The 13,147-nt window shown below is 64.4% G+C and carries 12 protein-coding genes and 3 pseudogenes; 6 read left to right on the plus strand and 9 right to left on the minus strand.

The genetic code is table 11. From position 1 onward, the window contains the following. Positions 1-306: transposase (locus AC1D2O_RS32825; protein WP_478158560.1), on the minus strand; the 306-nt coding region annotated here is incomplete at its 3' end. 87 nt (positions 307-393) lie between these two features. On the opposite strand from AC1D2O_RS32825, the pseudogene AC1D2O_RS32830 reads away from it, so the two are divergent. Next, positions 394-604 (plus strand): annotated as a pseudogene (locus AC1D2O_RS32830) (IS3 family transposase); the annotation flags it as partial. 35 nt (positions 605-639) lie between these two features. On the opposite strand, the gene AC1D2O_RS32835 reads toward AC1D2O_RS32830, so the two are convergent. The 8 genes and pseudogenes from AC1D2O_RS32835 to AC1D2O_RS32870 form a co-directional block, all read right to left on the minus strand. Continuing rightward, positions 640-894 carry a RidA family protein gene (locus AC1D2O_RS32835; protein ID WP_477650840.1) on the minus strand — a complete coding sequence of 85 codons (255 nt, stop codon included), beginning with the start codon at positions 892-894 and terminating at the stop codon, positions 640-642. Next, positions 860-1,108 (minus strand): Rid family hydrolase, encoded by a 249-nt coding sequence (locus AC1D2O_RS32840; protein ID WP_477650841.1) that lies wholly within the window; start codon positions 1,106-1,108, stop codon positions 860-862. The genes AC1D2O_RS32835 and AC1D2O_RS32840 overlap by 35 nt, the downstream gene beginning before the upstream one ends. Positions 1,109-1,162: 54 nt before the next feature. Then, positions 1,163-2,482, minus strand: coding sequence for an aminotransferase class V-fold PLP-dependent enzyme (locus tag AC1D2O_RS32845; RefSeq protein ID WP_478158561.1), 1,320 nt, complete (start codon positions 2,480-2,482; stop codon positions 1,163-1,165). An 85-nt stretch (positions 2,483-2,567) separates the two neighbouring features. Further along, positions 2,568-3,440, minus strand: a pseudogene (locus tag AC1D2O_RS32850) (phosphonopyruvate hydrolase). 49 nt (positions 3,441-3,489) lie between these two features. Beyond that, entirely contained in the window at positions 3,490-4,905 is a 1,416-nt protein-coding gene (locus tag AC1D2O_RS32855) for an L-serine ammonia-lyase (protein ID WP_478091038.1), read from the minus strand. Then, complete coding sequence (locus AC1D2O_RS32860) at positions 4,902-5,882, minus strand: ABC transporter substrate-binding protein (protein ID WP_478091040.1); 981 nt, start codon at positions 5,880-5,882, stop codon at positions 4,902-4,904. Before AC1D2O_RS32860 ends, AC1D2O_RS32855 begins: the two co-directional genes overlap by 4 nt. A 24-nt stretch (positions 5,883-5,906) precedes the next feature. Then, positions 5,907-7,553, minus strand: a complete 1,647-nt coding sequence (locus tag AC1D2O_RS32865; protein ID WP_478091042.1) for an ABC transporter permease — start codon at positions 7,551-7,553, stop codon at positions 5,907-5,909. A 14-nt stretch (positions 7,554-7,567) separates the two neighbouring features. Continuing rightward, the gene (locus AC1D2O_RS32870) at positions 7,568-8,662 is read right to left on the minus strand and encodes an ABC transporter ATP-binding protein (RefSeq protein WP_478158562.1); all 1,095 of its coding nucleotides are present in this window, start codon (positions 8,660-8,662) and stop codon (positions 7,568-7,570) included. Positions 8,663-8,866: 204 nt separating this feature from the next. On the opposite strand from AC1D2O_RS32870, the gene AC1D2O_RS32875 reads away from it, so the two are divergent. The 5 genes and pseudogenes from AC1D2O_RS32875 to AC1D2O_RS32895 all read left to right on the plus strand — a co-directional run bounded on the left by AC1D2O_RS32875 (position 8,867) and on the right by AC1D2O_RS32895 (position 12,772). After that, entirely contained in the window at positions 8,867-9,766 is a 900-nt protein-coding gene (locus AC1D2O_RS32875) for a LysR substrate-binding domain-containing protein (RefSeq protein ID WP_478091046.1), read from the plus strand. Beyond that, positions 9,763-10,473 (plus strand): phosphoserine phosphatase SerB, encoded by a 711-nt coding sequence (serB, locus tag AC1D2O_RS32880; protein WP_478091048.1) that lies wholly within the window; start codon positions 9,763-9,765, stop codon positions 10,471-10,473. The genes AC1D2O_RS32875 and serB overlap by 4 nt, the downstream gene beginning before the upstream one ends. A 54-nt stretch (positions 10,474-10,527) precedes the next feature. Further along, positions 10,528-10,848 (plus strand): hypothetical protein, encoded by a 321-nt coding sequence (locus AC1D2O_RS32885; RefSeq protein ID WP_478091050.1) that lies wholly within the window; start codon positions 10,528-10,530, stop codon positions 10,846-10,848. A gap of 89 nt (positions 10,849-10,937) precedes the next feature. Further along, a pseudogene (locus AC1D2O_RS32890) lies at positions 10,938-11,240 on the plus strand (DUF2958 domain-containing protein); the annotation flags it as partial. A gap of 440 nt (positions 11,241-11,680) precedes the next feature. Next, a complete protein-coding gene (locus AC1D2O_RS32895; RefSeq protein WP_478158563.1) occupies positions 11,681-12,772 on the plus strand; it encodes an ArdC family protein in 1,092 nt (363 codons plus the stop codon). The last annotated feature ends 375 nt before the right edge of the window (positions 12,773-13,147 follow it).

Genomic DNA, 13,147 nt, shown 5'->3' on the forward strand with positions numbered 1-13,147 from the left:
GTCCATCGCCAGGCCGATGAACCAACGAAACAGCATGTTGTATTGCGTCTGCTCCATGAGCTGGCGCTCCGAGCGAATGCTGAACAGGATCTGCAGCAGCATCGCCCGCAGCAGCTTCTCCGGCGCGATGCTCGGGCGGCCGCCCTTGATGTCGGCCTCGTACATCCGGGAGAACAGCTCATCCATCTTGGCCAGAGCCTCGTTGACCATCACCCGGATGCGGCGTAGCGGATGATTCGCTGGAACGAAATCGTCCAGCCGTCTCATGGTAAACAAACCTTCGGTGAATGTGTCAGGGCCGCGCATCGGAGCAGGTTTCGTGGGTCTGCGAAGACAACGCCTCAGGCCCACTTTCGGGGGACCATCCGGTGAGGTATTTCAGCAGCCTGCTAGGGGTACTCGCCTGATAACGCGGCGTGCGAAGGCTTCTTCGGCCGGTTGAAAACCGAGCTGTTCTATCCACGCAATTGGCAGTCCACGACCATTGAGCAGTTCATACAGGCCGTGGACTCCTACTTTCGTTGGTACAACGAACAGCGGATCAAGATTTCCCTGGGCTCTCTCAGTCCCATCGAATACCGAGAGTCCTGGACTTACGGCATAAAACCAGTCCAAGATCTTATCCGCACCCCCTATCGGTCAATTTGACCGTACAGCCGCAACAGCTGCAATTTCCACCTTGACTTCCCGCGGTAGTCGGGCAACGCCGACAGTTGCACGAGCGGGCGGGGCTTCCTTGAAGTAGCTGCCGTAAATTGCGTTCATTCGCGGGAACTCGCTCAAGTCAGTCATGTAAACCTGTGTGGATACGACATCGGCCAGGGTCAGTCCACGCGCGCCGAGGACGGCACGAATGTTCTCAATCGTGATCGGCCTGCTCTTCGATATCCGCATTGGGTGGAATCTGATTGGTCGCCGGATCGATGGGTATCTGGCTGGAAATGAAAAGCAGGTTGCCGGACCGTATGGCTTGGGAATAAGGACCGATAGCAGCTGGCGCCTTGGTGGTTGCAACGACCTCCTTGGTTACATGCTGAATGGGGGCGCATGCGGAAACGATCGCGGCGAGGCTCAATACCAAAAGAGTCGGGGTACGGCTGATTTGCATGATGACTAGGTGGATATGGAGGAGGCCAAGCTTCGACCGCGACCCCGAAGGTGATCAGGCTTTGGTGAGTTCTTTGATCGCAACAACCAAACGATCCAGATCCTGAGGGCGTGTGTGTAGAGAAACGGTCACTCGCACACAATCTCCCTTCGTTATGCCGCCACGTCGAACAGTAAATACTCTATGCCTGTCAAGCATCTGGTTCACGACGTTCACGTTGTCGGCCTTGGATGTCTTTTCGGCAAGGCGGAACGACGTGATCGATCCGTAGCAGCTGGGATCGTCCGGGGTCAGAATCTGGATTCCCTTGAAATCACGGACTCGATTGACCCAGTAGTCTCGAAGGTACACGAGGCGCGCACGCTTGTTCTTTATGCCGACCTTGTTCTGAAATGCCAGCGCAGCGGGGATCGTCATCACGTTTGCAATGTTGGTCGTACCCGAGTGCACGCGCGAGCGAATGTCCGTCGCGGCGTTGTCTTCATCGGCAAAGACTCGGTCAATGTCGGCCAGACGATCCTTCTTGATGTACATGAATCCCACGCCAAGGGGAGCGCCCATCCACTTGTGTAGATTGAAGCCGATGAAGTCGGCGTTCAAGTCGGAGGCTTTGAAGTCAATCTGGCCCCATGTGTGTGCTGCATCGACGATCACATCGATGTTTTGGGCTTTGGCCATCGTCACGATATCTGCGACCGGCATAACCAGCCCCGTGCGATGGCTTGCGTGGGTGAGGAGCAGCAGTTTGGTCTTCGGGTAGGCCTTGAAGGCCCTCTCGTAGGTATCGAGGATCGCCTGCCTGGTTGCAGGTTCCGGGATGCTGATCTTGGCTACGTCGACGCCTCGTCTGTCCCGCAGGCTGTTCATGGCGTACTGCATGCTGTCATAGTCCAGATCCGAGTACATGACGGTATCGCCTGCCTTCAGGAGGCGGTAGTTTGTGATCAGATTCTGAAGCGCCTCCGTTGCACCCCGCGTGAGTGCAATCTCTCCGGGTTCCGCCCCGATGGCTGCGGCAACCTGGGCACTGATCGCCGCATTTCCTGTCGGATCGTAGTTTCGCCGCAGGAAGTACGAGTTATTTTGATTCAGGTATTCAACGTTGCGTTTGTACTCGTCCAACACCGGGCGAGCCAGGATACCGAAGTAGCCGTTCTCCAGGTTCACGATGTCCTTCGCGATGTCGAACTGTGCGGCAACTTCCGACCAATAGCCCTCATCGGACGCAACTTGGGCCGCGCCCCCAGAGGGCGCTTGTGGTGTCGAGGGCCCCGTCCCCGACCAAGCAGCCGTGGAGACGGAAAGCCCGGTTGCGGCCAGGCTGACAGCGGTCGATCTGTTCAGGAAGTTTCTCCGAGATATTTGATCACTCATCACTTCGTCCTTTGTGTTTGTGTTTGTGTTTGTGGGGGAACTCTGGTGGTTCTCATGGCCGCTGCTGCAAGCAAGACGACGTGGATCACTTGAGAAACCTCGCCTCGATGGTGCGCATAACCTCATCGCCCTGGAGAGCGATGATTTCCTTGACGGCCGGAATCCGGCCGTCCACCTGCCCCATGCCGCCGTCCTTGCGGATCTGCGCGAAGACTGAACGCATCGCACCTACCGCGGCGCGGATGGCGTGGTTTCCGTAGATCACGATACCGACTTTCTGCGACGCCTTGATGTCAGTCTGTGTGAGCTGGGGATACGCCGTCGGCACGAGGACAAGCGGAAGTTTGCCGCTTCAGCGATCGACGAACGCAAGGATCTCGTCGGGCGTCTTTTGCTTGGAGTGGATCAGGATCGCGTCAGCGCCAGCCTCCTCGTACGCCAATGCACGCCTGATGGCCTCCTCCTGCCCTAGGCCGGCGATCAATGCCTCCACACGGGCTATGACGAGGAAGTCGCGGTCGCTCCGAGCGTTCACCGCCGCCTCGATCTTGCCCTGGAACTCCTCGACTCGAACGAGTTTCTGTCGACCCTCTGCGCGCAGGCTGATGTCTTTGGGAAAGGTCTTGTCCTCCATCACGATGGCGGACGCGCCGGCCGCTTCGTACTGTGGAACGATGTAGGAGACGTTGACGGCGCTGCCGAAGCCCGTGTCGATGTCCGCGATGAGAGGCACCGATACCACCGATGCGATCGTCCGCATCATCTCCAGGTGCGTTCCCATCGACAGGATATTGGCATCGGGCACGGTGTAGCTGGCGGAAAGTTCAAAGCCTCTTCCCCAGATTCCGTCGAAGCCTGCCTCCTCGGCCAACTTGGCTGCCAAAGGATTGTGTGCCGCCATCGCCGTGAAGAGCGTCCCTTCGTTCAGGGCCCGCCGGATCTTGTCGTTCTTCGTCATGTGCTTCTCCGAGGTGTTGTGTTTGTCTGCGAACTTCTAACTCACGGCACTAGCACTCGACAATGTTCACGGCCAGGCCGCCGCGCGAGGTTTCCTTGTACTTGGTCTTCATGTCCGCGCCGGTCTGCATCATGGTGCGGATGACCTTGTCCAGCGAGACGAAGTGAGAGCCATCGCCGCGCAACGCCATGCGCGCGGCGTTGATGGCCTTGACGGCCCCCATCGCGTTGCGCTCGATGCACGGGATCTGCACCAGCCCGCTGATCGGGTCGCAGGTCATGCCCAGGTTGTGCTCCATGCCGATCTCGGCGGCGTTCTCGATCTGCCCGGGCGTGCCGCCCATCACGGCAGCGAACGCACCCGCCGCCATCGAACAGGCCACGCCCACTTCGCCCTGACACCCGACCTCCGCGCCCGAGAGCGAGCCGTTCTTCTTGTAGATGATGCCGATGGCTGCGGCGGTGAGCAGGAACTCGACCACTGCATCCTCGCCCGCGCCGGGAAAAAAACGCTGGTGGTAGTGCAGCACCGCCGGAATCACACCCGCCGCCCCGTTGGTGGGCGCGGTGACCACGCGCCCGCCGACTGCGTTTTCCTCGTTGACGGCAATCGCATACAGGTTGACCCAGTCCATCGCCGCAAGCGGGTCCGGCGCGGTGGCGGGCGTGCCGCTTTGCAGTTGCCGGAACAGGTCCGCCGCGCGCCGCCGCACCTGCATGCGCCCGGGCAAGGTGCCGGTACTCGCGCAACCGCGCTGCACGGCCCCGGCCATGGTCTCCCACACCCGCAGCAGTTGCGCCCGCACCTCGGCTTGCGGGCGCCATTGCGTTTCGTTGTCCATCATCAGCGCGGCAATCGACTTGCCGTGCGCCTTGCATTGCGCCAGCAGGTCCGCGCCAGTCTCGAAGGCAAAGGGCAGCGCAGCGGGCGGCGGGCGCTGCGCGCCCTCGTCGTTGCGCACGCCGAAGCCGAGTGCATCGACGACGAAGCCGCCGCCCACGGAGAAATAGTCGGCCTCGGCCAGCGGCAGGCCCTGCGCGTCCAGCGCCATGAACCGCATGCCGTTGGGGTGATGCGGCAAGCTCTTTCGCATGAAGAGCAGGTGCACCTTTTCGTCGAACGCCACCGAGTGCACGCCGAGCAGGCACAGCCGCCGGTCTTGCCGGACGGCCGCGACGGCGGGCTCGATCGTGTCGGGGTCGATCAGGTCCGGCCGATGGCCTTCCAGCCCGAGCAACACGGCGCGGTCCGTGCCGTGGCCGCGGCCGGTCGCGCTCAGCGAGCCATACAACTGCGTCACCAGCGCGGCCACCTTCGGCAGCAAGCCTCTTGCTTGCAGCAGGCAGGCGAACTGCTGGGCCGCGATCATCGGCCCGACCGTGTGCGAACTCGACGGTCCGATGCCAATCTTGAAAAGATCGAAGGCGCTGACGGGCGTGGAACCCGCCTTTACAGCGTCGGTCACCGCGCCTTCACCGCCAGGTTCCACAAGGCCACGAGCTGCTCGTACTCCGCCGAAGCAGCTTCCTGGTCGAGCGGGAAGATCTTGACGGCGCCCAGATCAGGCAGCGAGGTGAGCTTGGACACCGGGATGTCGCTGCGCACCGGGCGGCGGAAGTTCTTCACCAGCAGTTCCTGCTGCGTCTCCTTGCTCAGCAGATCGTTGTAGAGGGTGATGGCGGCGTCCATGTTCTTTGCGCCCTTCACGATGAACATGCCTTCAGGCGCCAGGTAGCTGCCCTCGGTGGGGTAGACCAGCTTGATCTCTTTCTGCCCGCCCGCCACGTACTCCTGCGCCGCGTATTCGATGGTCAGGCCGACCGGGTATTCGCCGGCCGCCACGCCCTTGTAGGTGCTGCCCGAAGACGCGGTGATGACCGCATTGGCAGCCAGCTTGGTCAGCCCGTCGCGGCCGAACTGCTTGAGCAGCCCGTACACCAGCATGTAGGCCGTGGCGCTCTTGCTCGGGTCGGTGATGGCGAACTTGCCTTTCCATTCGGGGCGCATCAGGTCCGACCAGGTCTTGGGCGCGGCCATGCCCTTGAGCTGGCGCTCGTTGACCATCATCACCATCACATGCACGTTGGTGCCGACCCACAGGTCGTTCGGCCCACGGAACGCCGCGGGAACGGCCGCCAGCTCGGGCGACTTGTAGGGCGCCATCTGGTCCTTGTAGGCGCCCAGCGTGCCGAAGCCGCCGCTCCAGAGCACGTCGCCGCGCGGGCTCTTCGCCTCGGCCTGGATGCGCTTCATCAGCGTGCCGGTGCCACCGGTGACCTGCTGCACCGTCAGCGCGGGCGATTTCTTCTTGACCACGGCCAGCGCGGTCTCGACGGTTTCCGTGTTGTTGGACGAATAGAGTACCACCGTCTGCGCGCCGGCCACGCCCGCCACGAGGGCCAGGGCTGTGACCGCGCATTTCGCCAGAGACTTGAAGGACATGAAAACCTCGCAGGTTGAAGTTGGCTATTTGCTGGAAAAGAGATTGATGCGGAACACCTTGATCGACACGATGATCGGCAGCAGGATCACGCTGACCAGTGCCGCGCCGTAGGCCGAAGCCAGCCCCAGGCGGCCGCCGTCGACCTGGCGGAAGATGGCGATGGGCATGGTCTCGAGGCCGCCCGTGTAAACCACGATGGAGGCGGAGAGCTCCGAGATGGTGGTCACCCACATCAGGATGGCGGCCGAGATGATCGAGGCCTTCATGGCCGGCAGCAGCACCTTGAAGAAGGTCTTCAGCGGCGACACGCCCAGGCTGATCGACGCCTCTTCGATGGAGTCCGAAATGTTGAACAGCGTTGACGACGCGTTGCGCACCGCAAAGGGCAGGCGCCGCACCGTGTAGCACAGCACCATGATTCCCGACGAGCCCGCCAGCACCAGCCAGCCGGTGTTGAAGGTCTGCACCAGCGCAATGCCCAGCACCGTGCCCGAGATGGTGAGCGGCAGCACCACGATGTAGTCCAGCAGCTGGGTGAACGCGTTGCGCTTCTTGATCGTCAGGTAGCTCACCAGCACGGCGAAGGCCACGCCCACCACGGTGGCCATCGAGGCGAACTTCAGCGAATTGAAAATGGGCTCGGGCGCACCGCGCAGCGCGCGCTCCAGGCTCGACAGCGACCACTGGCCCCAGCGCATCACCGGCCCGCTGGTCTCGGTGAACGCACCCACGAAAACGATGAGCAGTGGCAGCATCGACAGCACGATAATCACGCCCACGCTGAGCGTGTAGAGCACCGCCGCGCCCGAGCGCACGCGCACCACCGCCGGCGCACGGCCCTGCGTCATCGTGTAGATCTTGCGTTCGACCACACGCTTCTGGAAAAACAGCACGATGGCCACGATGCCGATGGACAGCACCGACATCGCGCTTTGAAGCGTGGGGCTGCCGCCCATCTCGCCAACGAAGGCGTTGTACGTCATGACCGAGAGCAGCGGCACGCTGCTGCCCAGCACCACCGACAGCGCGAAGTTGCCCACCACCAGCGTGAACACCACCAGTGCATTGACCAGCACCGCGGGCAAAATCACCGGCACCAGCACGCGCAGCTTGGTCACCAGCGGCGAGGTGCCCAGGCTCAGGCCGGCTTCTTCCAGCTGGCCGTCGAAGCCGCGCAGCGCGGCCAGCACACCCAGGTAGATGTAGGTGTAGTAGACCAGGGTCATGGAGAACACCATGCCGGTCCAGCCATAGAAGGTCGGCAGCTCGATGCCCACGCTCGCCAGCATGTTGGTCACCAGCCCGTTGTTGCCCAGCAGCAGCAGCCACGACTGGCCGACGATGATCTCCGGGATCACGATGGTCATGATCGGCAGCACGGCCACCAGGTTCTTCAGCGGGAAGTCGTAGCGCGCCACCATGTAGGCGAAGGGCACGCCCACCGCCACCGTGCAGGCCGTGACCGTCACGCCAAGCACCAGCGTGTTGCGAAACGCCAGCAGGTATTCGCTGTCGCGCAGCAGCGTGATGAAGCCGGACAGCGAGAACGCACCCGACTCGTCGCGCACGCTGTTCACGAACAGCGTGCCCAATGGATAGAACACGAAGAACAGGAGCAGCAGCAGACTGAGCAGGGTCAGGAAACCCCAGGGCCACCAGTTGATTTTCATGGCTTGCTTCCCGCTCAGGCGCCGACGATGCGGCTGTCCGCCGGCACCAATACCTGCACCGCGTCACCAGCCTGGAAGTCGGCCACCATGTTGCCGGCATGCAGCTCGACACGGATCTCGGAGTTGTCGTGCAGCCGGATGCGGTAGGCCGTCTTGAAGCCCAGGTACTGGCGCCTCAGCACTTCGCCCGCGATGGCGTTCGGCACATGGGGCGCGGGTGCCATCAGCGACAGCGCCTCAGGACGCGCGATGAGGATGCCCTGCGCGCCCAGCGTGGCGCTGCCCTGCATGCCGTCGAGCTGCTGGCCGCACAGTTGGTAGCGCAAATGCGGCGGGGCGCCTCCGGCGGACTCGGCCGGCGCGGTGCCCACGCGTTCGGCCGGCACCGGAATCACGTTGGCCGAGCCGATGAAGTCGGCCACATAGGCGTTGACCGGCGTGCCGTACAGCTCTTCGGGCGTGCCCAGCTGCGCGATGCAGCCGCGGTCCATGATGGCGATGCGGTCCGACATGGCCAGCGCTTCTTCCTGGTCGTGCGTGACGAACACGGTGGTGATGCCGGCCTCGCGCACCAGGTCGAGAATCACGTCGCGCATCTGCAGGCGCATCTTGGCGTCGAGGTTCGACAGCGGCTCGTCCATCAGCAACACGCGCGGGCGGATCACCAGCGCCCGGGCCAGCGCAACGCGCTGGCGCTGGCCGCCGCTCATCTGCGCCGGGTAGCGGTCGGCCAGCGCCAGCAGGCTCACCTTGTCCAGCGCCTCGTTGGCGCGACGGGCGATCTCGGCCTTGGGCACCTTGCGCGCGCGCAGCCCGTAGGCCACGTTGTCGAAGGCTGTCTTGTCGGGAAACAGCGCGTAGTCCTGGAACACCATGCCGATGTCGCGGTGGTGGGTCGACACGCGCGTCACGTCGTCCTTGTCGAACAGGATGCGGCCGCCGTCGGGGTCGTTGAAGCCGGCGATGCAGCGCAGCAGCGTGGTCTTGCCGCAGCCGCTGGGGCCCAGCAGGGTGTAGAAGGCGCCATCCGGCACATGCAGCGACAGGTTCTGCAGCACCGTCTGATTGGCGAACTGCTTGACGACGTTGTCGATGGTGATGGAAGCCATGTCTCTTGTTCAGGGTGGAAAGAAGCGCGATGCTAGGCGGGGCCCTTGCGTGTCACCAGCCGTATTTTCTAAGACTGCCGGTTAGTTTTTCTGCAGGCTTCCCGTTCTAAGATGCCCGCCGGCCTTCGAACCAATGCGGCAAGCAACCGACCACGAAAAACAGATGAGAAAGACGAGCCCGTTCGCCAAGGTACGCATGTGGTGATGCGACGCCTCCCCCCTTTGAAAGCGCTGCGCGCCTTCGAAGCGGCGGCGCGCCATGCCAACTTCACCGCGGCCGCCGACGAACTCAGCATCACCCACAGTGCCGTCAGCCAGCAGATCCGCCTGTTGGAGGACTACCTGGAGCAGCCTCTGTTCGCGCGCGAGGCGCGCGGCGCGACGCTGCTGCCGCATGCGCGCGACTACTTCGCCGAGGTGCAGGCCAGCCTGGACCGCATCGCCAGCGCCACGGCGGCGCTGAAGTCGCCCAACCAGCGCACCAGCCTGCGGGTGTGCACCACGCCTTCGCTGGCCATGAAGTGGCTGATTCCGCGGCTGGCCGGGTTCCAGGCCTTCGCGCCCCTGGCCGACGTGCAGCTGTCGACGCTGGGCCGGCAGTTCTTCGACCATGCCGAGGCCGGCAACGACGTGCTGGTGCGCCGCATGCCCATGCAGCGCCCCGACCACACCTGCGTGCGCTGCCTGGACGACCATCTGGTGGCCGTGGCGTCGCCGCGCTTCATCGAGCGCCACCGCATTGCCAGCATTGCCGACTGCCTGGGCCACCCGCTGTTGCAGGCCACCGGCGGGCTGGACAACTGGCCACGCTGGTTCGAGCTGGCCGGCGTGCGCGTGCCGCCTCGGTTGCCGGGCCCCGTGTTCGACCACCAGTTTCTTTGCATGCAGGCGGCCATGAACGACCAGGGCCTGGCCCTGGCGCCCTGGTGCCTGCTCGAAGAAGACATCCGGACCGACCGGCTGCGGCTGGTGTTCCCCGAGCCCCGCCTGCCGGCCTCGGGCGTGTACGCGCTGTACCGCACCGAGGGACCGGTGGCCACGCTGGCGCGGCAGTTCGTCGACTGGCTGGGCACGCAGCACTGGACCGCGGGAAGCACGCCGTGAACCACACACCCGGGCATCGCCCGCCCACCCTGCGGCTTTCGGATTTCCGGCTGATCGCCTTCGACATGGACTCGACGCTGATCGACATCGAGACGGTCGACGAAATCGCCGACATCGCGGGCTGCGGGCCCGAGGTCGCGGCCATCACCGACGCCACGATGCGCGGCGAGATCACCGACTACAAGGAAAGCCTGCGCCGCCGCGTGGCCCTGCTGCGCGGCGTGCCGCTGTCGGCGCTGCAGGCCGTGTACGACCAGCGGCTGCACCTGAACCCCGGCGCCGAAACCCTGATCGACGCCTGCAAGCGCGCCGGCTTGCGGATCGTGCTGCTGAGCGGCGGCTTCACGTTTTTCACCGATCGCCTGCGGGACCGGTTGAAGCTGGACGACACACGCTCCAATGTGCTCGAGATCGAAAGCGACCGCCTGACCGGGCGCATGCTGGCCCAGCCATGGGGCGACATCTGCGACGGCCAGGCCAAGAAAGACAAGTTGCTCGAATGCTGCCGCGCGATGGGCATTTCACCGGCCCAGGCGATTGCCGTGGGCGACGGTGCCAATGATCTGCCGATGATGCGGGTGGCCGGGCTGTCGGTGGCCTACCGTGCCAAGCCCAGGGTGCGCGAGGAAGCCATGGTGGCCATCGACGAAGGCGGGCTCGACCGGCTGCTCGACTGTTTGCCCGCTGACACGCGCGCCAGCGCCTGAGCCTGCTCAGGCCTTTAGGTATTCGGCCTTGGTACCGAGCCAGCGGTCGATGACATGTACGAAGGATTCCATGAAGCCGGTGCGTGCAGCAATCTGCGGCGCGCCCTGCTGGATGTCGACCGCGAGCGATCGGCGGCAGCCAGGTCGATCAAGGACCTTGAACAAGCGCGCAAGACGTTCGATACCCATGTCGAGCAGCATCGTGTTCGAACGGGAGAGCTGCAACAGGAGTTGAGGCAATTGCGTCAGAAGCTCGGGGCGACCGAAGGGGCGCCGGAAGATGCCCGCAGCGCGGGCGAGATGCTTCGCGCCCAACTGGACAAGCGCCTCGAGGCCAAGACACCACGCAAGAAGGTCACGCGAAAATCGCCTTGACGAGGGAAACGATCGACTCGGGAAAGGTAGAAATTCCGAGAGACGAATCTCTTTTAGCAGCAACAAGTTAGGTTACCAACGGCCGCGTCGGACGGGCCTGCCAGGAGAAGGGCCAGGCCTTCGATCCGCTGCCCGTGGTCAAGCTCTTCACGCCCGACGCAGGTGCGACCTGGCTGCTGACGGAGATCGATCCCGAAGCGCCCGATATCGCGATGGGGCTTTGCGACCTGGGCGTTGGGTTCCCTGAAGTCGGCCTGGTGGACCTCCTGGAACTTTGCGCCGTGCGGGGGATGTTGAACCTGCCCATCGAGCAGGACCTGCACTTCCGGGCTACGCAGCGGCTCAGCGCCTACGCCACGGAGGCACGCATGGCCGGGCGTATCCAGGCCTGAGTGGGCCGCCGCCGGCTTCGGCATTTCTGCGGGCTTGCCCTTGCGTGGCGCGCGGTGCGCGCAGCCATCGACCGGGCCGCTCCGCAAGACGCGGGCGCGGCAGACTCTGGGTTGATCTTGCAAGTCATGCCTCTGCGTAGCAGAGGAGGGCATTGAGCCGCCTGCGGCCGCAGCGCTGCCAGGGGGTGTGCCCGCACGGGTCCACGGCATGCCGCGGGGCATCTGCTGTCGGAGCCCCCTCTTGATCGACGCATAGCTCGCACGGGCCACTGTCCAGGGCTTCGGGCTGCGCCACCGTCCTCACCCGGTCCTCACTTCGCTCGGCTGCGGCTTGCGGGCGGTCCCCGGACATCGGCCCTTGCTGCTCGCAGTTCATGCGTCGAGGCGGCTCCGAAAGCAGATGTTCAACCCCGCGGCACATGCCGTAGAAAGGACCGGTCATGCGTGCACATCAAACCCCTCGTCAGCGCAACAYGGACAACCCGTCAGCCACGGGCGTTCCCCCCGTACCCCCCGAGGACTCACCCAAAGCAGATGTCTTGAAGGCAAGTGAGGGCGCGCCGCGCAGCGGCCGGATCGACGTCCGGCAGGCCGTCACCGATCGGATCATCGCGATGCTCGAGAAGGGTGGCAACGCGTTCCGCGAGCGCTGGACGCGGGCGGCTTCGCGCGGCATCCCGCGCAATGGCAAGACCGGTGCGCCGTACCACGGCGCCAATGTGCTGCTGCTGTGGGATGCCGCGATCGAGCAGGGCTACGCCTCCAACGTGTGGCTGACCTACAAGCAGGCCGCCAGCCTGGGCGCCCAGGTTCGCAAGGGTGAGCGGGCGGTGCTCTGCGCGCATTTCGAGCGCAAGGTGGGCCGGGCCTCATCGGGCGTTCCCGATTCGCTGCACACGTCAGGACGCAATGAGGAGGAGGGTGGTGCAACGGGCGAGGGCGAGCGGGACTTCCTGCTTTGCAAGCCGTTCTGGGTTTTCAACGTCGCGCAGATCGACGGCCTCCCGCCGGAGCGGGTGGATGATGGGAATGCGTCGAAAGACTGGGCCGATCGCTCGCCGATCGAAGGTGCGATGCGCTTCATCGGCGGTTGCAAGGCCGACATCCGGCACGGCTTCGATCGCGCGGCCTACGCCCCGCACGCCGACCGGATCCTCATGCCCGCCGTCGATCGGTTCACGAGTCCCGAGGCCTATTGCGCCACCGCGCTGCACGAGCTGGTGCACTGGACCGGCCACCCGGACCGGTTGGCGCGCACCTTCGGTGCGCGGTTCGGGGACGCCGCCTATGCCTTCGAGGAACTCGTGGCGGAGCTCGGCAGTGCCTTCGTGCTCGGTCACATCGGGCTGGTCGACGCGACGATCGAAGGACACGCGGCCTACCTCGACGCCTGGCTGCAGGTGCTGCGCAACGATCGGACCGCAATCTTCACCGCCGCGCGTCTGGCCGGCGAGGCGTTCGAGTACATCCTGAGCCGCGAGTTGCCGCCCGCGGGTGAACTCGCCCTGGCAGATAACGCGGGCAAGGAATAGGTGGAGGCATCCCCCTCGCCGCAAGCCCATGGTCATGCCCGCCTCGCGAGTGTGCTGAAGACCTACGATTGCTGTCGCTGGGTCAGGAGGCCGGGGCACTGGACCATCGCACTCGCCGCGCCCAGGAAGGGCGGCGAGGTCGGCACCACGGCTGAGCAGGCGGGTGAGTTCGCCGCGGCGACGGCCGCTGGATCCAAGCCGGCGACCTCGATGCCTCGCAGGACGCGTTTCCAGCCGATCTTCGGGTCGGACTGTGCCGACCAACCCGGACCCGGACGTCGATCCCGATCGACATACGCCTCGCCGAAATGGCTGCTTCGGCTTTGCTCCTGGACGCTTCAGGCAAGAAAGGGTGCCGTGAAGACCACCGGCCCC

This window comes from Variovorax sp. P1_G12, assembly GCF_056405555.1.

Excerpts from the sequence above, each read along its gene's own strand:
- AC1D2O_RS32865 (WP_478091042.1), bottom strand. The coding sequence starts at position 7,553 with ATGAAAATCAACTGGTGGCCCTGGGGTTTCCTGACCCTGCTCAGTCTG.
- AC1D2O_RS32840 (WP_477650841.1), bottom strand. The coding sequence starts at position 1,108 with ATGCAAATCAGCCGTACCCCGACTCTTTTGGTATTGAGCCTCGCCGCG.
- AC1D2O_RS32875 (WP_478091046.1), top strand. The coding sequence starts at position 8,867 with ATGCGACGCCTCCCCCCTTTGAAAGCGCTGCGCGCCTTCGAAGCGGCG.
- AC1D2O_RS32835 (WP_477650840.1), bottom strand. The coding sequence starts at position 894 with ATGCGGATATCGAAGAGCAGGCCGATCACGATTGAGAACATTCGTGCC.
- AC1D2O_RS32845 (WP_478158561.1), bottom strand. The coding sequence starts at position 2,482 with ATGAGTGATCAAATATCTCGGAGAAACTTCCTGAACAGATCGACCGCT.
- AC1D2O_RS32885 (WP_478091050.1), top strand. The coding sequence starts at position 10,528 with ATGTACGAAGGATTCCATGAAGCCGGTGCGTGCAGCAATCTGCGGCGC.
- AC1D2O_RS32870 (WP_478158562.1), bottom strand. The coding sequence starts at position 8,662 with ATGGCTTCCATCACCATCGACAACGTCGTCAAGCAGTTCGCCAATCAG.
- AC1D2O_RS32860 (WP_478091040.1), bottom strand. The coding sequence starts at position 5,882 with ATGTCCTTCAAGTCTCTGGCGAAATGCGCGGTCACAGCCCTGGCCCTC.